Origin of the sequence: Hymenobacter cellulosilyticus (assembly GCF_022919215.1) — a bacterium.
GTDB lineage: Bacteria > Bacteroidota > Bacteroidia > Cytophagales > Hymenobacteraceae > Hymenobacter > Hymenobacter cellulosilyticus.
Window position 1 is genome coordinate 4,881,993 of record NZ_CP095046.1, and the last position, 25,182, is coordinate 4,907,174.

At 59.8% G+C, this 25,182-nt stretch carries 21 protein-coding genes; 5 read left to right on the forward strand and 16 right to left on the reverse strand.

Going from position 1 to position 25,182, the window contains the following annotated elements; all coding sequences use genetic code 11:
- Nucleotides 1–14: 14 nt before the first annotated feature.
- Nucleotides 15–1,493, reverse strand: a complete 1,479-nt coding sequence (locus tag MUN79_RS23950; protein ID WP_244675038.1) for a Dyp-type peroxidase — start codon at nucleotides 1,491–1,493, stop codon at nucleotides 15–17.
- Between the two features lie 629 nt (nucleotides 1,494–2,122).
- Entirely contained in the window at nucleotides 2,123–3,454 is a 1,332-nt protein-coding gene (locus MUN79_RS23955; protein WP_244675039.1) for a Gfo/Idh/MocA family protein, read from the reverse strand.
- Nucleotides 3,455–3,732: 278 nt separating this feature from the next.
- Here MUN79_RS23955 and MUN79_RS23960 point away from each other — a divergent pair, with 278 nt between their 5' ends.
- Nucleotides 3,733–4,452, forward strand: a complete 720-nt coding sequence (locus MUN79_RS23960) for a DUF92 domain-containing protein (protein WP_244675040.1) — start codon at nucleotides 3,733–3,735, stop codon at nucleotides 4,450–4,452.
- Between the two features lie 358 nt (nucleotides 4,453–4,810).
- Here MUN79_RS23960 and MUN79_RS23965 read toward each other — a convergent pair whose 3' ends face one another.
- Both MUN79_RS23965 and MUN79_RS23970 read right to left on the reverse strand, forming a co-directional pair.
- On the reverse strand, nucleotides 4,811–6,487 hold the full coding sequence (locus tag MUN79_RS23965; RefSeq protein WP_311136579.1) for a carboxylesterase/lipase family protein: 1,677 nt from the start codon (nucleotides 6,485–6,487) through the stop codon (nucleotides 4,811–4,813).
- 155 nt (nucleotides 6,488–6,642) lie between these two features.
- Nucleotides 6,643–7,731 carry a PAS domain-containing sensor histidine kinase gene (locus MUN79_RS23970; RefSeq protein WP_244675041.1) on the reverse strand — a complete coding sequence of 363 codons (1,089 nt, stop codon included), beginning with the start codon at nucleotides 7,729–7,731 and terminating at the stop codon, nucleotides 6,643–6,645.
- A 196-nt stretch (nucleotides 7,732–7,927) separates the two neighbouring features.
- On the opposite strand from MUN79_RS23970, the gene MUN79_RS23975 reads away from it, so the two are divergent.
- Entirely contained in the window at nucleotides 7,928–8,704 is a 777-nt protein-coding gene (locus tag MUN79_RS23975) for an SDR family NAD(P)-dependent oxidoreductase (protein WP_244675042.1), read from the forward strand.
- A gap of 217 nt (nucleotides 8,705–8,921) precedes the next feature.
- Here MUN79_RS23975 and MUN79_RS23980 read toward each other — a convergent pair whose 3' ends face one another.
- From MUN79_RS23980 to MUN79_RS24000, 5 genes are all read right to left on the reverse strand, one after another.
- Nucleotides 8,922–11,162, reverse strand: coding sequence for a xanthine dehydrogenase family protein molybdopterin-binding subunit (locus MUN79_RS23980; protein WP_244675043.1), 2,241 nt, complete (start codon nucleotides 11,160–11,162; stop codon nucleotides 8,922–8,924).
- A 13-nt stretch (nucleotides 11,163–11,175) separates the two neighbouring features.
- Nucleotides 11,176–12,159 (reverse strand): FAD binding domain-containing protein, encoded by a 984-nt coding sequence (locus tag MUN79_RS23985; protein ID WP_244675044.1) that lies wholly within the window; start codon nucleotides 12,157–12,159, stop codon nucleotides 11,176–11,178.
- Entirely contained in the window at nucleotides 12,156–12,782 is a 627-nt protein-coding gene (locus MUN79_RS23990) for a (2Fe-2S)-binding protein (protein WP_244675045.1), read from the reverse strand. Before MUN79_RS23990 ends, MUN79_RS23985 begins: the two co-directional genes overlap by 4 nt.
- Nucleotides 12,783–13,056: 274 nt before the next feature.
- Complete coding sequence (locus MUN79_RS31425; protein WP_311136797.1) at nucleotides 13,057–13,557, reverse strand: ABC transporter permease; 501 nt, start codon at nucleotides 13,555–13,557, stop codon at nucleotides 13,057–13,059.
- Between the two features lie 56 nt (nucleotides 13,558–13,613).
- The gene (locus tag MUN79_RS24000; protein ID WP_244675046.1) at nucleotides 13,614–14,270 is read right to left on the reverse strand and encodes an ABC transporter permease; all 657 of its coding nucleotides are present in this window, start codon (nucleotides 14,268–14,270) and stop codon (nucleotides 13,614–13,616) included.
- A gap of 48 nt (nucleotides 14,271–14,318) precedes the next feature.
- Between MUN79_RS24000 and MUN79_RS24005 the strand changes: the two genes are divergently transcribed.
- The 3 genes from MUN79_RS24005 to MUN79_RS24015 all read left to right on the forward strand — a co-directional run bounded on the left by MUN79_RS24005 (nucleotide 14,319) and on the right by MUN79_RS24015 (nucleotide 17,136).
- Nucleotides 14,319–15,554, forward strand: coding sequence for an exo-beta-N-acetylmuramidase NamZ family protein (locus MUN79_RS24005; RefSeq protein WP_244675047.1), 1,236 nt, complete (start codon nucleotides 14,319–14,321; stop codon nucleotides 15,552–15,554).
- Nucleotides 15,555–15,709: 155 nt separating this feature from the next.
- Nucleotides 15,710–16,654 (forward strand): methionyl-tRNA formyltransferase, encoded by a 945-nt coding sequence (gene fmt, locus MUN79_RS24010; RefSeq protein ID WP_244675048.1) that lies wholly within the window; start codon nucleotides 15,710–15,712, stop codon nucleotides 16,652–16,654.
- Complete coding sequence (locus MUN79_RS24015) at nucleotides 16,651–17,136, forward strand: dihydrofolate reductase (RefSeq protein WP_244675049.1); 486 nt, start codon at nucleotides 16,651–16,653, stop codon at nucleotides 17,134–17,136. The genes fmt and MUN79_RS24015 overlap by 4 nt, the downstream gene beginning before the upstream one ends.
- Here the strand turns inward: MUN79_RS24015 and MUN79_RS24020 are convergent.
- The 7 genes from MUN79_RS24020 to MUN79_RS24050 form a co-directional block, all read right to left on the reverse strand.
- Nucleotides 17,108–18,364, reverse strand: a complete 1,257-nt coding sequence (locus MUN79_RS24020) for an acyltransferase family protein (RefSeq protein WP_244675050.1) — start codon at nucleotides 18,362–18,364, stop codon at nucleotides 17,108–17,110. The two genes, MUN79_RS24015 and MUN79_RS24020, sit on opposite strands and share 29 nt — an antisense overlap.
- Nucleotides 18,365–18,606: 242 nt before the next feature.
- The gene (locus MUN79_RS24025) at nucleotides 18,607–20,436 is read right to left on the reverse strand and encodes an interleukin-like EMT inducer domain-containing protein (protein ID WP_244678387.1); all 1,830 of its coding nucleotides are present in this window, start codon (nucleotides 20,434–20,436) and stop codon (nucleotides 18,607–18,609) included.
- Between the two features lie 38 nt (nucleotides 20,437–20,474).
- Nucleotides 20,475–21,281 (reverse strand): CARDB domain-containing protein, encoded by an 807-nt coding sequence (locus tag MUN79_RS24030; protein WP_244675051.1) that lies wholly within the window; start codon nucleotides 21,279–21,281, stop codon nucleotides 20,475–20,477.
- Nucleotides 21,278–23,713 (reverse strand): putative type IX secretion system sortase PorU2, encoded by a 2,436-nt coding sequence (porU2, locus tag MUN79_RS24035; protein ID WP_244675052.1) that lies wholly within the window; start codon nucleotides 23,711–23,713, stop codon nucleotides 21,278–21,280. Before porU2 ends, MUN79_RS24030 begins: the two co-directional genes overlap by 4 nt.
- Nucleotides 23,635–23,826 carry a hypothetical protein gene (locus MUN79_RS24040; RefSeq protein ID WP_244675053.1) on the reverse strand — a complete coding sequence of 64 codons (192 nt, stop codon included), beginning with the start codon at nucleotides 23,824–23,826 and terminating at the stop codon, nucleotides 23,635–23,637. The genes porU2 and MUN79_RS24040 overlap by 79 nt, the downstream gene beginning before the upstream one ends.
- Before the next feature lie 190 nt (nucleotides 23,827–24,016).
- Entirely contained in the window at nucleotides 24,017–24,859 is an 843-nt protein-coding gene (locus MUN79_RS24045; protein WP_244675054.1) for a putative type IX sorting system protein PorV2, read from the reverse strand.
- Entirely contained in the window at nucleotides 24,841–25,008 is a 168-nt protein-coding gene (locus tag MUN79_RS24050) for a hypothetical protein (protein ID WP_244675055.1), read from the reverse strand. The genes MUN79_RS24045 and MUN79_RS24050 overlap by 19 nt, the downstream gene beginning before the upstream one ends.
- Between the last annotated feature and the right edge of the window lie 174 nt (nucleotides 25,009–25,182).

Genomic DNA, 25,182 nt, shown 5'->3' on the forward strand with positions numbered 1-25,182 from the left:
AGAATTGCCCAGAATCAGTTTGCCCCCTCCGGCGCGGTGGCCAGCTTATCCAGCCCACTCAGGGAAGGAGCATAGAAGTACTCGCCCCCGAGCAAGGACACAAATCCTCCGAAGCTGCTTTTGCGGCAGCCCGAGGCTCCGTAGGTATAATTGAAGCGGTATTTACCCCGGTCCTCTCCCACATCTACCTGCCCAATGATGGGGTCAATACCGGGCTTGTTCTGCCCAAACAAGAAATCTGCGTCATTGGCCCAGCTACTCTGAATGAACTCAAACTGCTGCTGAATACTGCGCTGAAAGCACATGAAGAGCAGCCCCACGGGCTTGCCGTCTTCCTTTTTAGCTTCTTCGGCGCTGCCAAACGGAATCCCGCGCCGGGTTATCATATGCAGCCGCTCTTCGGGGTGCTTAGTTTCGCCCCGGGGGTTGGTTTTGCGAATGTGGGCGTGAAACGGGCAGCGGCTGCCTTTTTCATCCTCGGCGTAGGTGAAGTTGTTGACAATAGGACTAATCAGCCCCTGAGCACCGCGCTCCACCAGAGGCGTGCCGTCCTCATAGCGCCCCACCAGCATGGCCCCGGCCCGCTCTTCGTCACCGGGAGCCAGGCCCAGGCGGCGGGCTAGCCTTTCTTCTGCTTCCTTGAATGCCGTGACCTGCTGCTGTAGCTTTCGGTACACCATGAAGCTGCCCATGGCCCCGGCTCCGGAACCGAGGGAGTCGGGCACCAGCACCAGCTCTTCGGGCGTGTGCAGCGTGGGGTCCCAACGGTCCACATCTTCCCATAAGGGAGTATCCTTGGCGGTTCCCTCCGGCTCGTGGTTAGGAGCATCTTGTTGCAGGTAAATAGGCTGGCTCACCCCGTCAGCGTACCCGAAATGCTCGATACCGTCGCCGTTGTCATTGCGCAGCGAGTGGCCCCAGTCGACCAGGCGGAGCTCAACACCAGCAGCGGGCAGCTTTTCCTGGATGGCGCGGGCGGCGTGCTGCACCCCTTCCCAATCGTCATCGGCCAGCAGCAGCAGGGCATCAATGGGGGTAGGCGTGTCGGTACCGGACTCAAACCAGCCCTTTTCCCACTGTTTTGGGTCGGGGTCTTTGAGCCGCTGGCGGGCCGCTGCCGAACGCATACCTTGCTCGAAAACCGTTTGATGCGGCAATCCTTGCGCGGCTAGCTGCGGCGTCTGGTTGGCTTCCTGGGGCACGGCTTGGCCTAGCTTCTGAATGCCCGAGGCCGAGAGTAGCAGCATGGCAAACAGATTGCCAGGAATACCAAACTCCTTGAAGCGCAGGGTTTCCCTCAGCTGGTCGGCCGTGGAGGTGAGGCGAACCCCGGCCTCCCCCGTGCGCAATGACCGGATCCACTCGCGGGCCGGGGCCGGGTTGGTAAACTCTACAAAAAGCAGCGCGGCATGGTCGCGCCCGTGGCCTTTGATGATGTTGCCCTGTACGTCTCCGTACTTGTCGATGGCGGCTTGATAGGTAATGGCAGGCATGGTGCAGATAGGAAAAGATGAGGAATCTGAAAGTCACATCGTGCTGCGTGGGCTGAGCTGGCCAGAGGGCCAAAAATCCCTCTGGTAATGAGCCAGTGCGGGTTATAGCAGATTATTTGCTGCCCCGGCCCATGTCTAGTGTTATCCCCAAGCCAGGTTTTGCCAGAAAGTGACACTGAAAATGTCAGTAGTGCGGACTGGCTCAGATCAGCATATCTACCAGGCAGTTAGCCCTCTTTTCCTGACTTAAGAGCATAGCGTTGCCTGCTGCCGCTGCGCGCACAGAACGTGAAGCCGATAAACCATGAAAAGTGGTGCGGAAGTCGCACGACCCGGAAATAACTACACCGCGCGGAGGTGTGGCCGGCGGGTACTTAGGGGCGCAGGGCGCCAGAGTTAGTGACTAGATAACTAGCAAGTTTATGGTCAGAAAGCTAAAAAAATCATCCTAAAATATCAATGTATAAATCAATATTATTTATCATATATTCCCGGTTCCAGTAGTAATCTATAAATGGGTTTTGATGACTAATGCTGCCTCCCCAAGATGTTGGGCGTAGCATATAAGTAGTCAGGCCGAGCTGGAAACGCGGTTTCCAACTCGGCCTGCTTGTTTTCAAAACGGTAGGTTACGCCCGCTGCACCTGGGGCTTAAGCGTGGTCAGGTCGGCAATGCGGACGGGCTGCCCGGTGTCGATGCTCTTGCGGGCGGCAATACCGACGAGCACCGCCAGGGCCCCGTCGCGGCTGCGGGCGGCCTGCCGGAACGGGTCCTGGCCGGTGGGGCTGAAGATTTGCTTGCGCAAGCGCACGTCGCCACCGCCGTGGCCTTCCTCCGTGTTCGGAATCTGAATCAGCTCCCGCTTGCCGAAGTTGGTAGTGAGCTGAATCTCGTCGAACTTCTCGGCTTCCCAGGGCTGCTTTTCCTTGATCCAGGCGTCGATTTTACCCTTGGTCCCATTAAAGGAAATCCGGTAGCCCTCGTAGGGCGAGTACGTGGTGAGCGAGTAGCTGACCTGCACATTGTTGGCGTACTTGATTTGCACGGCCATCTTGTCGAAAATGTCTACGTCCTCGCGCCACACGCAGCCGTCGCGGTGGTAGCCGTCGTACTTTTCGTTATCGACGTAGATCTTGGTCAGGCGCTCGTCCTTGGTCACGTCCCAGTAAAACTGGCACTTATCCTTGTGCGGGCAGGGCCGGCAGTGGGTGTGGCGGAAGCTGTTGTTTTTGCCGTAGAAATTCAGCTGCCCGTTGCCGTACACCGATTCCGGGTCGGAGTCGAGCCACCAGTTGAGCAAATCGAAATGGTGGGAAGCCTTATGCACGAGCAAGGAGCCGCTGTTTTCGCGGCGGCGGTGCCAGCGCCGGAAGTAGTCGGCCCCGTGGTGCACGTCGAGGTACCAGTGAAAGTCGGCCGAGGTGACCGTGCCGATGACGCCGCTGCGCAGCATTTCGTAGATTTTCTGGCGGTGGGGCGAGTAGCGGTAGTTGAAGGTCACCATCACTGTTTTACCGGTGCGACGCTCGGCGTCCAGAATGGCCTGGCACTTCTTCTCGTCGGTGGTCATGGGCTTCTCCGTCACGATATTGGCCCCGTACTCCATGCCCTTGATGATGAACTCGTCGTGAGTCGAATCGACGGTGGTCACGATGAGCAGCTCGGGCTTGGTCTGCTTCATCATCTGGTCGAAATTGGTGAAGGTGGGGCAATTCACGCCCAGCATTTTCTTGCCCGTTTCGACCCGGCCGGGGTTGATGTCGCACAAGCCCACAAACTCAATCTGGTTGCCAAACTCCTTGAGGACGGAGGTGCCCCACATGCCCAGGCCGCGGTGGCCGGTGCCCACCATGGCTACGCGTTTGCGGGAGCCAGCCAGGGCCGAAGCCAGCGCGTTGTCGGTGAGCAAAGTACCGGCCAGGGCCGTGCCGGTGGTTTGAATAAAGGTTCTGCGACGCATGGGAATTGGAGGGTTAGAAAGGACGGAAACTGCAGTGGCCGGCGGCGCGCCGAAGTTGAATCGGCGGCCACGTAATCAGCGGCTTAGGCCGCGGCCGGTTGGCTTTCTTAAGCTGGCATGATTCCGTCTGACTTTGAAGCAAATCCGCGCTTTTATCTTTGCAAACGTTCCCGGCAACGATGTCAGGACTGGGGCAAAAACAGTTGGAGCCGTACTTTCGCCTTGGCTTGCACCCCTGCTGCTAGCCAGCTTCTCTTCTTCACCCGACTTCTCAGCCTATGACACCAGAGCTCCAATGGGCCATATTGCTGGTCATACTGCTACCCGGCATGGCCTTGAGCGTGTGGGCGGGCAAGCTGACCCTGCCCGCGGGCCTGACCGGCGTGGTGCTGGGCGTCCTGATTTTCCTGGGGGCGGGCTTCTGGGGCGTGGGCGAACTGGCGCTGTTTTTCGTGCTCGGCACCGGAGCATCGGCCTGGAAAGTAGCCGAGAAACGGCGGCTGGGTTTGGCCGAAGAAAACAAGGGCCGGCGCACGGCCGGTCAGGCCTTGGCCAACGCGGGCGTGGCAGGGCTGGCGGGGCTGCTGGCCTGGGCGTGGCCCGCGCAGCAGCCGCTGTTTCAGGTGATGCTGGCCGGTAGCTTTGCCGCCGCTACCGCCGATACCCTGTCGTCGGAGCTAGGCAACATGTACGGGCGACGCTATTACAACGCCTGGACCTGGCGGCCCGATACGCGCGGACTAAACGGCGTGGTGAGTTTGGAAGGCACCCTGCTGGGCCTAGCGGGTAGCCTGCTGATTGCGGTAGTGTACTGCCTGGGGGTGGGCTGGAGCCGGGCCCTGGTGTGGGTGCTGGTGGCTGGCGCGGTAGGCAACCTGGCCGATTCGCTGTTGGGGGCTACGGTAGAGCGTAGAGCGTACCTGAACAACAACGCGGTGAATGCCCTGAATACGGCGGTGGGGGCCCTGACGGCCGGGCTGCTTTACTGGCTGTGGTAGCGGCAGAGTGTCAAAATTGGCAGTTTTTCGGCACTGGGACCTAAGCTGGAGTTCCTAGGTGCTGCCCTTGCAGAGGCAGCACCCGGAGGAAAACCCCACTCACCATTGAAAAAACTATCGGGTGCAAGTTCGGCATTTCGTCTTTGACCCGAAAAGTGTTGTCGCTGAGCCGCAGTAAATTCTAGTTGAATTGCACCTTATTCCATCTGAACTGGTAAGATGCTTTCTCAATAACTGCAGTCTGACGTCCTGGCCACTGATAGTCCTTCGTCTGGCCGCTGGTTGTATAGCATTATCCCTAGTTCCAAGTTATTAAGAAACCACGCCTGTACTGGCTAGTCAGCCCCGAAACACACCTCTACTTACCAGCCTGCTGATCCAGGAAAAGGTAGCGGGCCCGTTGCGTTTCGGTTTCGGCTTTGGTGGTCACGTCTACGCGCAGTATCGGTACGGGGCCGGTACCCTTGGCTACGGGCCAGGCGGGCAGACCTTTGCCGTTGGGGTCCCCGGTTTTAATGAAGTTGGCGAAGTAGCTCTGCAGGGTTTCCGACACCTTGTAATCGTCGGGCGTCCAGGCGTAGACTTTGTTGGTAGAGAGGTTGCCCAGGGCGTATTCTATTTCGGCCGAGTGCACAGCCCCCTTCGCCGGCGGAGCCTTGGGCGCACTGCCCGAGTTTTTAATCACGCCGCCGGCTAGGCCGGCCGTAGCATTGCCCATGGCGGCCGTCATGGCCGGGCGGGGGCGAGCGTACAGGTAGCGGTACACGGGCTGCCCACTGGTTTGCAGGTGAGCATCGGCCCACTTCCAGGTGCTGTAGGCAATAAACCGGTCACCAGCCAGGTCCGTGGCCGACTGCTCAGCCTGGGTATCGGTGGTGGCAGGGTACAGCTGCAGGGCTTCGTCAGCGCGGCTGCCGTAGAGCTTTTGCACCGCGGCGCGGAAGTTATCGGCCGTGGGCGGCTCCTTGCCTAGCAGAAACCCGGGGCTCATTTCCTGGGAATTCCAGCCTACCAGCAGCGGCACCCGGGCCTGCTCGGCGGCGGCGAAGGTTTCGGTGGGCTTGCGCAGGAAGAAGTAGCCATCAAGAGTGGGGGCAAACCGCGCCGCGCCGGGCTTGCCGGCCGCTTCGAGCAGCTGCTGGGCCGGCAGCGCCCGGAGCTCGGCCAGGGACTTGGCCCCGACACTCGTGGCAAAGGCCACCCCGGCCTGCTCGCCTTCGGCCAGGGGCACGGGCCCGAAGCCGGTATTCAGCATCGAGCCGCTTTCGCCGATGGCGCGGGCAAAGGTGTTCTTGGCCAGCGGCGTCACCATCTGGGCGCTAACCGACATGGAACCCGCCGATTCGCCGCCGATGGTGACCTGCCGCGGGTCGCCGCCAAACGCGGCAATGTTCTGCTGCACCCAGCGCAGGGCCGCGCTCTGGTCCATAAAACCGTAGTTGCCGGAGGCCTGATGCCCCGATTCCCGGGAGAGCTCGGGGTGGGCCAGAAAGCCGAACACGCCCAGGCGGTAATTCACCGTGACGGTAACGATACCGCGCCGGGCCATACTTTCACCATCGTAGCGCAGTTCGGAGCCGTCGCCGGCCTGAAAGCCGCCGCCGTAGAAATACACCAGCACCGGCAGCCGCTCCCCGGCGGTTTTGGCCGGCGTCCAGACGTTCAGGTACAGGCAATCCTCACTGACGCCCTTGGAACGAAAGTTCATGTCGCCGTACAGGGGCAGCTGCATGGCCCGAGGACCGAACTGCTTGGCGGCCCGCACCCCGGTCCATTTGGCCACGGGCTGAGGCTCTTTCCAACGCAGATTTCCCACCGGCGGGGCCCCAAATGGTACGCCCTTAAATTCGCGGATACCAGCGGCCGTGCGGCTGCCTTCGAGCACACCTTCCGCCACCCGCACCTGGTTGGCCGTGAGGGCCGCAGTCTTGGCTGTTTGCGCCGAAGCAGGCAGCGGCACGGCCTGACTCAGCAGCAAACCAGCCAGCAGCTTTATTCCCGTTTTGTACCAGGCCGAAACAGCCGTCTTGGCCACTGCAAAAGAAAGCCGGTTACTTGCGGAAGTAGAATGTTGAAGCAAATTCATACAGGGAGCAAACAGCAATGAGCAGCAGCCCTGGGTGACCGGAAGAGCTTCGCTGCGTGATTCGACAATATTGATACAAGCAACCCGGCCGGCAGCCCGAATGCTTAAGCGGTGGTTGCGGGCAGATCTACCACAAAGGTACTGCCCTCCCCTTCGGTGCTGGTGAAGGTAATCTGACCCTGGTGCAGCTCCACGATGGTTTGAATCACGGACATGCCCAGGCCAGTGGTTTTCTCGCCGCGCAAGCCGGGGCGCCGGGCCTTGGTAAACTTGTCGAACAAGACGGGCTGATATTTGGCCGGAATACCCACGCCGGTATCGGCCACGACTACTCGCGCCAGGGTGTTGTCCAGTTCCACGCGCACGGTTATCTGGCCGCCGTCGGGCGTAAACTTAACAGCGTTGGAAACCAGGTTGTTGACGACCTGATGAAACTTGTCAATGTCTATGTTCACGTACACCGGATAGTCGGGCGCTACAAAATTAAACTGCAGGTGCAGCAGGCTTTCGGAACGCTGATACTCTTCCAGCAGTAATCCAACCCACACCACCAGGTCGGTGCGCGTGAGGTTGAGCTCCACGCTGGAGGACTCCATAAACTCGGCATCCACGAAGTCGTGAATCATGTTGACACTGTCGCGGCAGGTGCGCTGCATCAGGCTCACCATTTTCTGGGCGTGGGCCGAAAGGTTGCCCTGGGTTTCGAGCTCCAGCTGCTCGGTCAGCTGCTGCAGCATCTGGAGCGGACCGGCCAGGTCGTGGGACAGAATTTCCAGCACGGCGTTCTTCTTCGTGCCGAACTTCTGCAGGTTGAGGGTATTCTCCTTGCCCTGGGTTACGTCCAGGGCGCTGCCGGTGAGGTATTCCTGCCCATCCGGACCCTGCACCCGGCACAGGTTGACCGACAGCCACAGAGTACTGCCATTTGAGCGGGCCATGCGCAGTTCCAGGCCTTCGAGCACTTGGTTGAATTGAGCCTGTTCCAGCTGAGAGGCCAGATACTGCTGATCATCGGGGTGCAGGCGCTTGAGCAAGTGGGGCAGGTCGTCGTTGACGTGCTCGGCCGGGTCACCGGTTATCAGTTGGAAAGCCTCACTGACGTACACTACACGGTGCTCAGCGGGCTGGTACACAAAGTACGCGGCCCGCCCCGATTCCAGTAATGGACGAAAGAGGGCGTAATAATCAGTCATAGCGCGGGGCGGAAATTATCCTGGGTCTACTACGCCGAAGGGCGGTGAGTTGTTGAGCTCGGCAGTTAAAGCCAACTCCCGCTCAACGTAACCTTCCCCGGCGGGGTCAGTATTTCCCAACACGTATCTGGCGTAACGCGACCAGCCGACTAAGGTAGCCTTTCGGCTTGCCTTTCCAAATCCTAATAATTGCATCATGAAGCAACTTCTCAACCAGGTGGCCTTGGTAACCGGGGCCGACTCCGGTATCGGTCGGGCTACGGCCATTGCCTTTGCCCAAGCTGGAGCCGACGTCGTTATCTGCTACCACACTGACCAGCAGGGCGCCGACGAAACCCGGCAGGCAGTGGAAGAAGCCGGCCGCCGCGGCCTGGTGCTGCCCGTCGACGTGAGTGAGGCCGGGCAGGTAGCCGAGTTGTTTGCCCGGGCCCTGCAGGAGTTTTCTCACGTCGATATTCTGGTAAACAACGCCGCTGCGCCCGGCGCGAAAAAGCCCGTGGCCGAAATGGAGCCCGAAGAGTTCGAGAAAACCATCCGCACTAACCTGATGGGGCCTTTCTATTTCGCGCGGCTGTTTATCCAGCACCGGCAGCAACAAGGCGGCAAGGGTAAGATTATCAACGTCTCCTCAATTCACGAGGAGGTGGTTTCGGCCGGCACTGCCGACTACTGCGCCTCCAAGGGCGGTCTGCGCAACCTGATGCGCGCCATGGCTTTGGAGCTGGCCGAAGCTGGCATCAACGTTAACAACATTGCCCCGGGCATGATAATGACGCCCATGAACCAGTCGGCCATGGACAACCCCGAGGAGCGCAAGGAAAAAGAGCAGCGCATCCCGATGAAGCGCGCCGGGCAGCCCGAGGAAATTGCCAAGCTAGCCCTGTTCCTGGCCTCCGCCGACTCCGACTACGTCACCGGCTCCACCTACGTCATGGACGGCGGCTTCATGCGCATGATGGCCCAAGGGGCTTGAGGTGAGATGGTGAGTAGTGAGTTTAATGTTCTGTCATTGCGAGGAGGCACGACGAAGCAATCCGTCCTTTGAAATGTACTGAGCTGCATTAACAGAAAAGCCCTGACGTTACGCTAACGTCAGGGCTTTTCTGGTTAAAGGGCGGGCCTACCTTCGCAGAGGACGGATTGCCGCGCTTCGCTCGCAATGACACAAGGTTGACACCTCAGCACATTCCCTAAATCAGCTTATCCGGGGTGATGGGCAATTCGCGGATGCGCTTGCCGGTGGCGTTGAACACGGCGTTGGCAATGGCCGGGGCCACGCCGATGATGGCAATTTCGCCGATGCCTTTCGTGCCCAGGGCGTTGACGTACGGGTCGGGCTTATTCACGAAAGCTACCTGCACGTCGGGGGAATCAGCGTGTACGGGCACGTGGTAGTCGGCAAAGTCCTTGGTGACGTAGCGGCCATACCGGTCGTCGATGACGGCGTGCTCCATCAAAGCCATACCAATACCACCCACGGCGCCACCCTTCATCTGGTTGCCGGCCGTTTTCTCGTTGATAATCGTACCCGCGTCGGCACAAGATACCAGCTTGCTCACCCGTACTTCGCCGGTCAGCTCATGCACCCGCACCTCGGCAAAATGCACCGAAAACGAGTACATGGAATACTTCTGCCCTTCCCCGCCGGGCTTGGCTTCCACCGTCACGGCTTTGTCGCCGCCCTGCTTTATCAGGTCGGCGTAGGCTACGCGGGTCGTGGGGCTGCTGCTCAGGGCGAGGTAGCCGTCGGTTAGCATTACATCTTCCTGTTTGGCCGAAGCAAAGGCCGGGTTGCCGGCACCAGCCAGCTGCCGTAGCTTGTCTTTCAGGGCTAGGCAAGCTTCCTGGGTAGCGGGTCCCACGCTGTTGACCGTGGAGGAACCGCCTTGGGTACCAGCTTTCGGGAACGACGAATTGCCGAGCTCAAAGCGAATTTTCTTGGCGTCCAACCCCAGCGTATCAGCTGCAATCTGGGTCATTACGGTGCCGGTGCCGGGGCCAATGTCAGTGGTAGCGCACTGCAGCAGCACGGTTCCGTCGGGCCGCAGCTGGGCGCCCACGGTGGCCGCGCCGCGGTGGGCCCCGAAAGTACCCACGCCCATGCCGTAGCCGATCAGCCATTCTCCGTCGCGCAGGGAGCCGGGCTTGAGCTGGCGCTTATTCCAGCCAACTCGCTCCGCACCGAGCTGGTAGCACTCCTTCAGGAATTTGGTGCTCCAGGGCTTGTTCTTCTCCGGGTCTTGCTCGGTGTAGTTGCGCAGGCGAAACTCCATCGGGTCCATATTCAGTATATAGGCCATTTCGTCCATCGCCGACTCCAGCGCAAACGCACCGGTAGCCTCACCCGGGCCCCGCATCCAGATGGGCGAGCATACGTCGAGCGAAGCCAGGCGGTAGCGCGTGGTCACGTTCGGCGACTGGTACATCATCCGGGTCTGAGCCAGGGTCGACTCGGTAAACTCCTCGTATGTAGAAGTCTGCCCGATAGACTCGTGGGTAATGCCCGTGATTTTACCGTCGGGCGTGGCGCTCATGCCCAGCTTCTGCCAGGTATAAGGCCGGTAGCCCACGTTGGTAAACATCTGCTCCCGGGTCAGGACCAGCTTCACGGGCCGGTTCACCACCTTGGCGGCAATAATGGCGGCCGACTCGTGGGGCCAGCTGTGCAGGGCGTTGCCGAAAGCTCCACCGACGAAGGTGGCAATAACCTTCACGTTTTCCTCGGGCAGGCCCCACTCCTTGGCAAAGTCGCGGCGGGTGGCCAGGGTGCCCTGGGTTTTGTCGTAGAGCGTCAGGCGGTCGGGGGCTTCCCAGTGGGCCGTAATGGCCTGCAACTCCATGGGGTGATGCACCTCGGTGGGAATGACGTACTCACTTTCCAGCTTGATGGCGCCCGTCTTGTAAGCATCCGTTTGGCCGCGCTGGTAGTCGTTCATCGGGTGCTTCGGATTCTTCTTAGCGGCCGTGGGCAGAAAGGCGTCCGAGGCGTTGGCTTCCAGGTTGGTTTTGTGCTTTTCCTTGGCGTACTGGCCTTTTACCAGCCGGGCCGCAAAGCGGGCCTGTTCCCAGGAATGGGCCACGACTACGGCAATAGGCTGGTCGTTGTAATGAATCTTGTCGTCCTTGAAAATCTTCAGTGGCCCGCCTACCGTTGCGGGCTGCGACGGGTCTTTACCGGCCGTATCGAAGCCTGGTACCTTGGGCGAGTTGAAGTGGGTAATGACGGCCAGCACGCCCGGGGCCCGCTCGGCCGCCTTGGTATCGACGCTGGTGAGGCGGCCTTTGGTCACGGTGCTGCCCACCAGCACGGCGTAGGCCATGTTGGGCAGCTCGTACTCGGCCGAGTATTTGGCGCCACCGGTGACTTTCAGCCGGCCATCTACCCGGTCCATCCCGGCTCCTATCTGCTTGTTTTGCGCTTGGTCTTTCATGGGATGTCAGTTCTTAAGCAGCCGAAGCAGCGGTTCGCAGGGCTTGCACAATGGCATTCGGGCCCATTTTGAGCTTGTAGGCATTGTGCTTGAAGGCCTTGGCGCCCTGCATAGCAATTTCCGCCGCCTGCCGGAAGCTCTCCTCCGTGGCAGGCTTGCCTACCAAGCTTTGCTCGGCAGCGGTCAGGCGCCAGGGCTTGTGGGCCACACCGCCCATGGCCAGTCGGGCCGCCTTGATGGTGTTGTTTTCAATGTCCAGGGCCGCCGCTACCGAAACCAAGGCAAAGGCGTACGAGGCCCGCTCCCGTATCTTCTGGTAGTGCACGTACTTGGTAAATGGCCCGTCGGGCACTTCCACGGCCGTTATCAGCTCACCTTTTTCCAGGTTGGTATCCTTCTCGGGCGTGTCGCCGGGCAGGCGGTGGAAGTCGGCGAAGGGAATGCGCCGGTCACCGTTCGGCCCGCTCACGAGCACCGTAGCATCCAGAGCCACCAGGGCCACACTCATATCGGAAGGGTGCACAGCAATGCATTTGTCGGAGAAGCCGAAGATGGCGTGCATACGGTTGAATCCTTCCAGGGCTCCGCAACCGGTGCCGGGCTCCCGCTTGTTGCAGGGCATGGTCGTGTCGTAGAAATACTGGCAGCGGGTGCGCTGCAGCATGTTGCCGCCCACGGTGGCCATGTTGCGCAGCTGGGCCGAGGCCCCGGCGTTTAGGGCCTGAGCCAGCAGCGGCTGCCGGGCCCGCACCTGTTTGTCATCGGCCACGGCCGAGTTCAGGGCCAGGGCCCCGATGCGCAGCTTGCCCGGGTCGGGGTCGATGCGGGCCAAGGGCAGGCGGTTGATATCCACCAGTTTCTGGGGGGTAGCAATGCCGCGCTTCATCAAATCCACCAAGTTGGTGCCGCCGGCAATGAAACTGGCGCTCGGGTCCTTGGTTACCGCGTCGATGGCGGCCTGCTGCTTGGTGGGCCGCACGTACTGAAACTGGTTCATACCTTCTGTCCTCCGTTTTTCACTTCCTGAATGGCCGCCACAATGTTGGAGTAGGCCCCGCACCGGCAAATGTTGCCGCTCATATACTCGCGGATTTCGGTTTCCGAACCAGCATGGCCTTCGCGCACACAGGCCACGGCCGACATAATCTGGCCGGGCGTGCAGTAGCCGCACTGGAACCCGTCGTGCTTGACGAAGGCTTCCTGCATGGGGTGCAGCTTGTCTCCTTCCGACAACCCTTCGATGGTGGTGATTTTCTTACCGTCGTGCATCACGGCAAAGCTCAGGCAGCTGTTGACGCGCTGCCCGTCGATGTGCACGGTGCAGGCCCCGCACTGGCCGTAGTCGCAGCCTTTCTTGGTGCCGGTCAGGTTGAGGTTTTCGCGCAGCAGGTCCAGCAGCGTGGTGCGGGGCTCTACGGCGAGCTTGTATTTTTTGCCGTTTACTTCCAGCTTCAGGGGTACTTTTTCGAAAGCCCCGGCCACTTTTTCGTCCAGCTCGAAGCTGGCTGCCTGGATTACCGGACCCGGTACCAGGGTGAAGGCCGTCAGCAGCGACGACTGCTTGAGAAAGGTGCGCCGGCCCTCGTCGCGGGGCGTCGGCTGGTCAGATTGGGAAGACATAGACATCAGGAAAGGAAAGTCGGAGGAAAGGCCCAGAACAGCGGCGGCAGCGCTACTGCGCATTGCGCCTGTTCTTGTAACTACGGAAAGGGTCGGCGGGTTAAGGTGGAGCTAAAGAAAATTTGGGCCGATTAAAACGGTTTAGCGCCAACCAGACATCTACCAACGCTTTCCTCTACCCCACCCAATGCCGCCCGCAGGCTCAAAAAAGCAAAAGCCCTTCGTCAACGAATGACAAAGGGCTCGGGGAAATGTTGCTTGACTAGCAGAATGGTTAGTCGAACTTGATGGCGGCTACGGGGCGAATCCGGGAAATCAGGTAGGTCGGAATCAGCACGGCCAGCAGGGACGTCAGGAAGGTGGCCACGTTCAGCACCACCACCATCGTGGGGTCCCAGAAAATCGGCACCCGGTCCATGTAATAGTTTTCCGGGTCGAGCGGGATGGGGTGAAAAAAGTACTGAATGGCGCAGAAGCCCAGCCCGATGAGGTTGCCGTAGACCATGCCCCGTAGCGTGAGACTCAGGCCGCGGTAAAAGAACATGCTGCGAATCTGGTTGTCGGTGGCGCCCAGGGCCTTGAGTACCCCAATCATGTTGGTGCGCTCCAGAATCATGATGAAAATGGTGGCTACCATGTTGAAGGTGGCCACGAAGATGATCAGAATCAGGAAGATAACTACGTTGCGGTTCAGCAGCTTCAGCCAGTCGAAGAGCTGGGCGTACTGGTCGGTGATTTTGTCGAGCTTCAGGTCGTAGCGCAGGTTTTCGTACATGTTGTCCGAAACCGGGTCGAGCTTATTGAAGTCCTTGAGCACGACCTCCACCCCGCCTACGAGCGAGTCAGGCCAGGCGTTGAGCTCCCGGATCTGACGGATGTCGCCGATGATGTAGACCTCGTCAAACTCGTCGAGGCCGGTCTGGTAGATGCCCTTGACGTTGAATTTGCGCACCCGGGCGGGTTCTGAATAAAGTAGAACAGGGCCTCGTCGCCCACTTTAAGCCGCAGCTTGTCGGCCACCTTGCGACTGAGCAGCACGTCGTTGCTGGCCGCCGAATCGGGGAAGGACAGGAATTTGCCGGCTACCAGATTGGTCCGCATCGGCGAGGCGCCGTCTTTTTCGTCGATGCCCTTGAGCACCACGCCCAGCACTTCCTCCTTGGTCTTGATAATGGCCGTTTTGCGGGCAAACGACTGGGTCGACTGCACCTGCTTGAAGCGGTGTAAGTCCTTGATTAGCCGGGGCCCGCCGATGGGCTCGACTTCCAGGGAGTTGTTGGTATCGTACTTGCTGACCTGGAGGTGGGCGCCGAAGGAAAAGATCTTGCTTTGAATCTCATTGCGGAATCCTTCCAGGATGGCAAACGACACAATCATGACGGCCACCCCCAGCGCAATGCTGATAATGGCTATTTTTGTCACCGACGAGGTAAAAGACCCGGTGTCGGCTCCGTCAATCTTATTGGATATGTACCGCGAGATGTTCACTGCCGTAAAGCTACGCGTCTACGTTCAGTTTCCTAGCTTCGTTTCCTGATGCCTTCTTCAATCTTCTGCGGCCTTCTCGGCCTGACGCTCTTCGTGGGCGACTGTAGCCCCTCGGCCGCCCGCCTGGCCAAGCACGGTATAACGCGCGAAACCCTTGCGCAAACGACTCCGGCGGCTGCGGCTGGCCTGCAGATGGGCGCGGCCCAGTTCGGCAAATACCTGCCCCAGCTGCAAGGCAAACGGGTGGGCCTGGTCGTGAATCAGACCTCGATGGTGGGCCGCGCCCACCTGGTAGATACGCTGCTGGCTCAGGGCATTCAGGTAAAAGCCATTTTTGCGCCTGAGCACGGTTTTCGTGGCGAAGAAGCCGACGGAGCCACCATCAAGGACGGGCGCGACACCCGCAGCGGCCTGCCCGTGAAGTCGCTCTACGGCAAAAGCAAGAAGCCTTCGGTCGAAATGCTGGCCGACGTGGACGTGCTCATCTTCGACATTCAGGACGTGGGGGTGCGGTTTTACACCTTTATCAGCACCATGCACTACGTGATGGAAGCCGCCGCCGAGCAGGGCAAGAGCGTCATCGTGCTGGACCGGCCCAATCCCAACGGCTTCTACGTGGACGGCCCCGTGCTGGAGACCCAGCATAAGTCGTTCGTGGGCATGCACCCGATTCCGGTGGTGCACGGCCTGACCGTGGGCGAGCTGGCCCAGATGATCAACGGCGAAAAGTGGCTGGCCGGTGGCAAGCAATGCCCGCTAACGGTGGTGCCGGTGGCGGGCTACACCCACGATACGCGCTACGAGCTGCCGCTGCGGCCTTCGCCCAACCTGCCCAACGCCCACGCCGTGCTGCTCTACCCCACAATTTGCCTGTTTGAGGGCACCAACGTGAGTGTGGGCCGGGGTACGGAAGCCCCGTTCGAGTTCATCGGTGCCCCTACCCAGCCTGCTTCTCGGCCGTTCAGCTTCACGCCCCGACCCACCACCGGCTCGCCCCAGCCGCCGTTGAACGGGCAGAAATGCTACGGGCAGGACTTGCGCAAGCTCCCGATGGCCGAATCGGGCGGCTTTACCCTGCGCTACCTCATTGACTTCTACAAGCAGAGTTCAGCCAAGGACAAATTCTTCGGCAAGTACTTCGAGCAGCTGACCGGCACCAACTCGCTCCGGGAAATGGTGGTGGCGGGCAAGTCGGAAAAGGAAATTCGCAAGGCTTGGGAACCGGCGCTAAGCCAGTACAAGACCGTGCGGAAGAAGTACCTGCTGTATCCGGACTTCAAATAAACCCGTTTTTTTCGCCTGTCATCCTGAGCAGAGCGAAGGACCTTATAGGATATAGACGATAATCGTTGTTTCGATTTGTTCAACTATAATAAGGTCCTTCGCTCTGCTCAGGATGACAAACGATTTTAACCCGCTCTTTTCCTTCTGTTCTTTTCATGACCCCTCTCCGCCTCATCTTCATGGGTACGCCCGAGTTTGCCGTGCCCACGCTTGAAACCCTACACAGCTGGCCTGGCTGCGACGTGGTGGCCGTCATCACGGCACCCGATAAGCCCGCGGGCCGGGGCCGGCAGTTGGCTGAGTCGGCGGTGAAGCAGGCGGCGGTAGCACACGGCATTCCGGTGCTGCAGCCGACCAACCTGAAGTCGCCGGAGTTTCAGCAGGAGCTGCGCAGCTACGCGGCCGACTTGCAGGTGGTCGTGGCCTTCCGTATGCTGCCCGAGGCCGTGTGGAACATGCCCCGGCTGGGCTCCATCAACATTCACGCCTCGCTGCTGCCCCAGTACCGGGGTGCAGCGCCCATCAACTGGGCTCTGATTCACGGCGAGAAGGAAACCGGCGTAACCTCGTTTTTCCTGCAGCACGAAATTGACACCGGCAACCTGATTTTCCAGGACGTGGTGCCCATTGCCGACGAGGATGACTTCGGAGCGTTGTACGAGAAGCTGAAAGCCGCCGGGGCCCAGCTGGCCCTGCGCACCGTGCAGGCCATAGCCGACGGCACCGCGCCCAGCATTCCGCAGGCTATGGGGCAGGAATTACGCTCAGCACCCAAAATTCAGAAGGAAACTGGTCGCCTCGATGTGCAGCAGCCCGCCGCTGCGCTGGTGAATTTGGTGCGGGGCCTCTCCCCCATTCCCACGGCTTTCACCCAGCTGCCCGACGGCCGCACCCTCAAGATTTTCCGCGCCAAAGCTTTGACGGAAGCCGCCGAAGCGCTCGGCACCTGGACCACCGACGGCCGCACGTTTCTGCGCCTGCACACCGGCCAGGGACAACTCGAGCTGCTCGACGTGCAGCTCGAAGGCAAGAAGCGGATGCCCGTGGTGGAATTCCTGCGGGGTTTCAATAGTGCCGTTCTTAACGCCCCGGCCGTATGATAGCCTTAGTAGTAGCCGTGGCCGATAACGGCGTTATCGGGCGGGACAATCAGCTGATCTGGCACTTGCCGGACGATTTGAAGCACTTCAAAAGCCTGACGCTCAACCACCCGATTATCATGGGGCGGCGCACGTTTGAAGCCATTGGCCGGCCCCTGCCCAAGCGGCGCAACATCGTGGTGACCCGGCAGGCCGACTGGCAGGCCGAGGGCTGCGAAATGGCTTATTCGGTGCCCGACGCGCTGGAAACGGCCCGCACTACCGACGAGGGAATCTTCGTTATCGGGGGCGGGGAAATTTACCGCCAGGCCCTGCCCGCAGCCGACACCGTGTACCTGACCGAAGTGCACCACGACTTCGAGGGCGACACGGTGTTTCCGGACCTCTCGCCGCTGGAGTGGCGCGAGGAAACCCGGGAGCGGCACGAGCCCGACGACAAGCACGCCTACGCCTTCAGCTTCGTGACGCTTCGGCGGCGGTAGTGGCTTCGGCGGTACGCCCTACTGCCGGTTCGGGCTCAGCGGCAGGCCGGAAGAATCGGTCATAAATCCCCTGCGCCAGCCGAATACCAGGTAAGTCGACGAGCCGGTACATGGCGTAGGATACCAGCGCCAGCACCGGCAGCGTGGCCAGCCCGGTAAGCGCTACGCTCAAATGGTAGTCTAGCGCGGGCTGCAAAGCCAGAAATACGGCACTGGAAAACGAGCCCAGCACCAGGAAGTGCAGCAGGTAGAGCGAAAAGGAAACCGCGCCCAGGCCCCGCAGGGCGCGGCTGCTCAGGAGCCGCTGGACGCCGGGCAAGGCAAATACGGCCAGCAGCAGCAGCGTGGCTCCCAGCAGGTGCCACAGCTGAATGGCCCGCTCGTTGCCGAGCCAGTCGGGCTGCAGAAAGCTGTACAGCGTATCGTCGACCCGAATAACGTCGGCCGTTGGGTAGGAACCAAGGAACACCCCGGCCGCCAGCAGCCCGATTCCCAGCCAGGGCCGGGCCGGCCGGGGCAGACCGCCGTGGTGGCGCCGGTCGTTGAGCCAAACGCCTAGAATAAAGCCGGCGTAGTAGAAGTTCAGCTCTGAAATGCTTAGAAAGCCGAGGGCCACTAGGTAAACCACGCTGCGGTGGCGCACCCGGCCAAACAAGGCTAGCAAGGCGAAAACCACGAAGGAGCCAAACAGCTCGATGCTCAGCGTCCAGAACACCGGATTGTAGCTTGATTCGCCGCCCAGCGGAATGCCTACTACCAAGTCGTGGGCAACCTGTTTCCAGCCCGGCAGCTCGGCCCAGTACTCGCCAAAGCGCTTGGCAAGGGTTAACTCGGCTACTTCCGTGTTGCGGTAGGCGCCCACCACCCACAGCCCCAGGGCCACCAAGGCAGCAAAGGTGACGGGCAGCATCAGGCGCACATAGCGGCGGCAGGCCTGGGACCGGAGCGACTCCAGCGTCCCGGTCCGCCAGAATTTCTCACTCAGCACCAGCCCGCTCAGCACGAAAAACAGGCAGACCGCAAAGTTGCCGCCAATCAGTATGTTGGCCGGACTAGCGGCTATGGCAATTTCCGCTCCGTCAAGATGAGCGGAGTAGGAGTCGCCGGAAAGCAGGGCGGGATAGAAAAAGCCCGCAAAGTGATGCAGGACCACCACGGCGGCGGCCAGTCCGCGCAGCCCGTCGAGGTAGTGTAGCGTGGAGGGAGCAGAAACAGGGGAAGCGGGCATGCACAAAGCGAAATTGGAAAAGCCAGCAAGATCAGGTGGGAGCTGCTACAGGCTGGAAATGCGGTAAAACAAGTGTTTTCCCGGCAGCAAACCTACTCGGGTACTATTGACCAGTTTGGCTAGTCTGGTGAGGCATTCCCGGCACCTGCTTATGGTTGGCTTCAATCAGCAAAGCCCTTCCCAACGCAAAAGAGGCAGCCGGATCAGCTGCCTCTTTTGTAAAGTTCACTCCGTAGCTGCACTTAGCGCAGCAGCACGAGTTTGCCCCAGCCGTTTTTGAAGGCTTTATCGGCCACGGTGTTGCGGCGCTCAAATTTGTTCTGCGGATCATCCATCACCACGCGGTACAGGTAAGTACCATTGGCCAGCCGGTCGCCGTACTCGTCGGTGCCGTCCCAGGCGTAGTCGGTGATGTTGTTGCCGATGCGTACCATGCCCATTTCCTGCATCATGATTTCGCGTACCACCTTACCCGTCAGCGTCATGATCTGAATTTTCATGTTGCGCGGCAGCTCGGACCCAGTCAGGGTAAAGACGAACTTGGCTTTGTGGGTAATTGGGTTGGGATACGGGAAGATGTTGGTAATGGTAGAGGCGTTGACAACCTCGAACTGCACCTTGTAGTTCTCGTCTCCGGCCGTGCGGCCCGTGGCGTCGCGGCCCTGGGCTTCCAGCGTGTATTGCCCGTCGCGGAGCGGCTTGTCCTGGCCGGGCTCGTAATCAATGCGGGCCGTCCCCTTGGCCGGGTTGGTGGTGAAGGTTACGTTGGCCGCCGTCAGGTCCACCTTTTCCGGGGGCCCGTTGCGCGGGGTCAGAATCAAGTCGAAGGCGTTGCGGTCGGTGATAGGCTGCTGCAGGTCTTCATCGGTCAGTACCACCGAAATAACCGGCCGCGGCGAAACGATGTCCCCATTGAGAATGCGCTGCCCATCGAAAGCCACGTCCAGCACCGGCGGCACGCTGCGGTCTTCTACCTTGAAGGACGGAATTGCCAGCTCGTTGTTGAAGTAAAACAGTTCCGGCAAGCGGCGGCCCTCCTTGTTGATGTTGAGCGTGATGGAGCCACTGATGTCGCCGTACAGGTTCTGCCCACGCAAATTTAGCTCGGCGTTGATGGTCACGGCTCCATTAGCATTCAGGGTAGGCACATCAATCTCAGTCGAGACTTCCTTCGTCGCGTTGCGCAGCGTGAACGTAGCTTTCAGCGGAGTACCAAAGGGCAAAGCAGATACGTTCTGGAATATCACGGGCACCTTAACAAAGCCTGTTGCAGCCTGCTCAGCCAGAGCCGCCGGGTCATACGCCTTGGGCATCTTGGCCAGCACCGAGTCGCGCCGCACGATGCCCTCGGGGTAGCCCCGGTAAGTTACCAGTAGCTGCTCTATCTGCGGGGCCGTACGGTTCACGTTGTCGGTGGCCGTCAGCACCAGCTGCAGATAAGGGTACGTAGCGGCACTGACGCCGGCCAGCGAATATTCCCGCTTGGCAATGGTAATATTGTCATCCAGCACTTTGCGCGCGCCTTGGGCATCGAAGCCCACTAGTTGCAGCTTGTAGCTGTCGGAAGGCTCCACCCGAATGGTGTGGTGCAGGGTGGTCCACTCCTGGGCCGGGCCGATACGCACCGAGGTGAGGGAGCCGCTGGAGGCAAAGGTGTTCAACGTACCGTTCAGCGTGATAATCTGGCTGTTGCGGGGCACGGTGCTGCTGGTCGAGGCCGTAGCTTCCTGGGCCGGGCCAGCGCCCTTGCGGCCGAATAAAGCGTACGGGTCACTGTCCTGCAGCGTGTTGACGCGCTGGGCACCCAGGGCCGTGAAGGCCGCTTTCAAAGCCGGAGAGAAAGAGCTGAAGTTGACTTTGTTCAGGGAAACCAGCGCCACATAAGCTCCCTGGGGCACGTTAGTCAGCAACCGTAGCAGCTGGGCCTGCCGGGCCGGAGTGTTGATGTTATCGGCGGCATCCTTAGTGCTAGCGAAATGGTAGTACCGATTGGTAGCCTGTCCGCAGGAGTCGTAGGGTCCGCCGCCAATGTTGCGCATGGGCTTCAGCGAGGCCGCATCATACACAGCCACCAAAATATTGGGGAAGTTTACGCCGCACTCCGCGTTGACTACCGGCCCGGAACCGAGCTGAATGCCGTAGCCTGGCTGATAGGTAACAGCCGTGCCGTCGCCCCACCCTTCGTTTGCAGCGTCAGGGCCTGGGTAATCGGGTCGAAGCTCCACTTGCCCGAGGGCGTAGCTACGTTCAGACCCGTCAGCTCATCGCGCTTAAACTGCCCGTGGTGGCTCTGCGACCAGCCGCCGGTAGTACCGGGCACTACCCGGAATGAGCTGGTGCTCCATTCGTTGGCTTCCCCATCCGCCGGCGTCTCGAAGCGCATACGCCAGTACCACACCACACTGTCGCGGCCGGCCAGGGTGGGCAGCTTAGGGCGCCAGTCGGCCAGCAGGGCCGCATTGATCTTGGTGCGCTGAATTACGGCGCTATTAAACGTGGGCACCGTATCCAGCTCCAGCTCGAAGCCACGAACCGGACCGGCGGGGTCGTTGGTCTGACCTACCAGTCGTACGTTGGTGGGGGCTACCAGGGCAAATTCCGGGGGATTCAGCAGCGTAACGCCTTCCTGCAGAAACACGAAGTCGTACTTTGCCTGATTGTTGGTTTCGCTGAGTTCGGCAATCTTGTTTTGACCGTCGAGGATAACGGTAAAGGTATTGTTGCCGAACACTTTGGCCGGGGCCAGAGGATTATCCCGGATGAACGTATAGGTCGTATCCCCCACTGCCACCGGCGGATTTACGCTGAACGTTTCCGTCTCATCGGCCCGGTTGTCGCTCAGAACCTTGTCGAAGGAGCGGACGATGGTGATATCGAGCTTTTCGCTGCGGAAGTTGACCTTGCCCGTGTTTTTCACCCGGATGAGAATCTTGTAGCTACCTGACTTGGCCCGTACGGGTCAGCATCCACCGAGCGTATCTCAATGGCTGGAGTCCCGAAGGTGTAGTCAGGCTGCTGGGGCGAGTACATGCGCAGAGCGGGGTCAGCGTGCCACACGGTACCCATCCAGGAGCTGATGGCCGACTCGGAAACCGAACCGTTGCGCTGCAACCGACGGATTGCCTCGTTCTGGACCTGCGCTACCGGGCGCCCGTACCAGGCCGGGTCGTTGAGCAGGGCCTGGAACACCGACCGCTGAAGAGCGTCCAGATCATCTTCGTAGCCAGCGCCACTTTCGCTCATCAGGCCCACTAGGCCTTTTTGCGGGGCCAGCACCCAGTCCTGGGCGTAGCGGGCCCGCGAGGCGCGGTAGGCATTACCCGCCGCGCAGCCATTGACAAACATGATGGGGTATTTCCCCACATTGTTATAGCCCAGGGAGGGGTCGTTGATGTTGCCTAGGTCGAGTTGTAGCACGGCTGGGTCGCCGTGGCCGAAATAGGTAATCATGCCTAGCCCCGCATTCAGCTCAGCCGAAATATTTTTGAACGAGGCAAAACCAGCACTGGAGTACGTATTGAGCACTTTGCCAGCAAAAAGCGGCCGCTCAATGTGCTTGTTCTTGTAAGTGTTCAGGTAGCGCAGGAATCTGGGATACTCCTCCTCTTTAACTGCTCCCAGCAGGTTCAGGGTGTTTTTCCGCCACGCCTGAGTCTCGGTGGAAGCATCCAAGTCTTTCTCGTATTGCTTGAGCTTCTCCAGGTACGCCAGGACTTCGGCGGGAGTACTGGCCGCAATGCGCCCGGTAGCCATCCGCCCGGCGTAGTCGTTGCGAGCCCAGTCGGCCGTGAAAAACAAATCGGAAGCGCTGCGGGTGCTCGTTGGCACTAAGTCTTTGGTGAGGGGCCCCGTGTCGATAGGGTCCCGGTACCGCTCCGGGTTTTGGCGGTAGTAGTATACAGTTACTTTCCTGGTCGGTCCCTGTCCCTCTACTTTTTCTACGGCTTCGCCTGAGCGCACGCCTTGCCCAAGTAGCAACAGGAATTTCTCGCGGGAATTGGTGAGCATGTACTGGGCAAACTGCCGGACAGCCAGCGCCGATTTTTCCCCGTAGTGAAACTGGTCGTAGAGCTGTTCACTGGTCACGAGTAGCGTCTGATAACGACCAGCCCGATAGTCGACATAGTCCTGGACCGGGTTTTTGGAGTTGCCAGTCGGTGCCATCAGCTCTGCGCTACTTACAACCAAGAAGTTATACGAAGCTGGATTGATGGTCCGAAACTGAGTCCGCTGCGCTGGCCATTGAGGCACCAGCACTTTACTCAGGTCAGAGAGCATCAGACGGCGCGAGACATTAGTAGCAATTGCACTTGGAAACACGTAGTTGCGACGGGTACCAGTGCCGGCAGTAGGCTCGATACGCTGCACGTTGTAAGGATCCGTAAGGTCAAATCCTAGTACTGAAGCAGGCACATTGTCTAATTGGTAAAAGGCTGGAGCTGAGCCCAAGGTAGAGTCGTTCTGGAACTCGACTCCCCGCTTGCCCGTGGTCCATGTGCTGGCCAGTGGGTAAATGGCACGCAAGTACACCATCCGAAACCAGTTCGATTCGTTAGGAGTCAAGGCACCGTTTACCTTAATTTCGAACCGATACTTAACGGGGTTAATCTCGTTACGCTGCAAAGAATACCGCACCTTACGACTCCCCAGGCCCTTAATCACAAAAGGCGGCTCAATATTGCGCAACCCACCCGTAGGCTGCAGGAGCGACACGGTCAACTCGTGGTCATTGGGTGTGGCCCCTATCAATAGCATTTCCACCCGGGGTGTGGGGGCCATGGTAGTGAGCATGCCGGGGAAGGCATTGTGTTCGAACGGCATTGGATTACCACCATTGCTACCTATTCCATGACTAATTGAGAAGAAGCCTTCCCCCGCTTCACCCCAAGGCTTATACGCTATGCTTTCATCATTTCCCTCCCCGTATCTCTCCGACCGCACATACAGACTGTCTTTCAGCCAATACGGGTGAGCTCCACCTACTGGTGCCAGTGACGAAGCGGCCATACGCTTGCCGTTGGTGGTAGCCGACCAAGTCAAGAAATACGCGGCCGTGTCAGTGTAGAGGCTGTAGTATTTCTGGTAGTGGTCCTGCGGGTTCTTGTACATGCCCACATCCAGAGCGCCATCGTTGCGCTGCCCGTAAAAATCGATGTAGGTAGCAGGCGTCAGGGTGGTCGGGTTGTTGGGCCCCACGTAAATGGCCACTTCCTTGCCCCGGCGCCAAAGCTGGAACCGCTGGGGATTGACGCCACTGATACCAGCCTGAGTCAGGTAGTTGTAATCAAGGCGGTAGAGGCCGTCCTGGTTATCTTGATTTTGTAGTACTGCTGATTGGGCACAATCCACTCGTTGCCGTAAGGCCCCGATTGCGCAGTAACTGCGTGCGAACTGCCTAACAGCACAATGGCGAGCAGCAGGTACCAGCGCAGCAGCTGTTGAACTCGGTAAGGGTGTGTCATAGAGACGAAATAAGAAGAGACGGCGCCGCCGGTGTGTGCCGCGGCGCCGATACATCAGAAAAAGCAGGAGTTTACTTAATGCCGTAGCCCAGGGACACGATAACCGAGTTGGTAGCATTCTGGCCATCAACCCGCTCTACGGCCAGGCGCGAGAGGGCCATGTCCAGGCGCAGGCCGCTGAAGGCTACCCCTACGCCCAGACTGGGCTGGGCCGCCAGCCGCCTTTGCCATCAAAGGACTTGGCCGCGTCAATCTTCTGGAAGTTGCTTACCCCGCCGCGCAGGAAAATCAGATCCTTATAGCCGATTTCCACGCCGGCCTTGGGGTCAATGCTCACCGCGTCGCTCGATACCAGCGTATTGCGCTTGCCGTCGGTGGTCATTTCCAGGTCGACGGCCACCAGGGCGGTAATCTGGCCGGGCAGCTTCACACTACGGCCCACGCCCAGGATAAAGCGGGGCAGGGTAATTTCAGTGCTGTTGGTCGGGATAGAGTCGTTCTGCGCCGCCACGCCCTGAAACTCGTCCGAGTTGATAGACCAGGCATTGAACGTAGTGGTAATGTCGCGGGCCATCAGCCCCAGGCGCCAGCCCTTATAGTCGTACTGCAGACCCGCATCAATGCCAAAGCCCCAGGCATTGGCAAATCTGCCCACGTTGCGGTAGATAATCTTGCCGTTACCGGCCAGCTTCAGACCTTCTATGTTGCCCAGCTTGCGCGCGTAGGAAAGCAGCAGGGCGTAGTCGGCCACCGAGAAGTAGTTGATCCGGTCGTAGGAAATCTGGCCGTACTCATTGACCAGGGCCCGGGTATCGGCAATATTGTCGACCCCGACGCGGATAATGCTGGCCCCGATGGCGCTTTTATCGTCCAGGGGCATGGAAAAGGCGGCGTATTCATTCTTGACAATGCCCGAAAACAGCTCCGAGTGCATCAGCACCGCGTCGTACTTGGCTTTCTGATTCAGCAGGCCCGCCGGGTTCCAGTAGCCGGCCGTGGCGTCGCCGGCCAGGCTCACCTGTACGTTGCCCATGCCCAGGGCTCTGCCCCTACCCCGATGTTGAGAAAGTCGTTGCTGTACTTGGGCGTCAGATCGGTGGATTGGGCGCGGACGGCCGTGGTCAGCCCCAGGATGAGGCCTGCCCCAAGCAGGACGGGGGCAATTCGGGAGAAGTGCAGCATAGAGATGTAATGAATAAAACGCGGTTGGTGCGCAGCAGCAACGCAAGATACTTATTAATAGTGCGTAGCCGAAATACTCCGGGACTACGGGCCAGCCAGCTCCACCTCCAAGACCCGCTTTAACGCGCTGAAAGGCAGATTATATCCAGCTTAGCACTGCCTAGAGCAATCTAA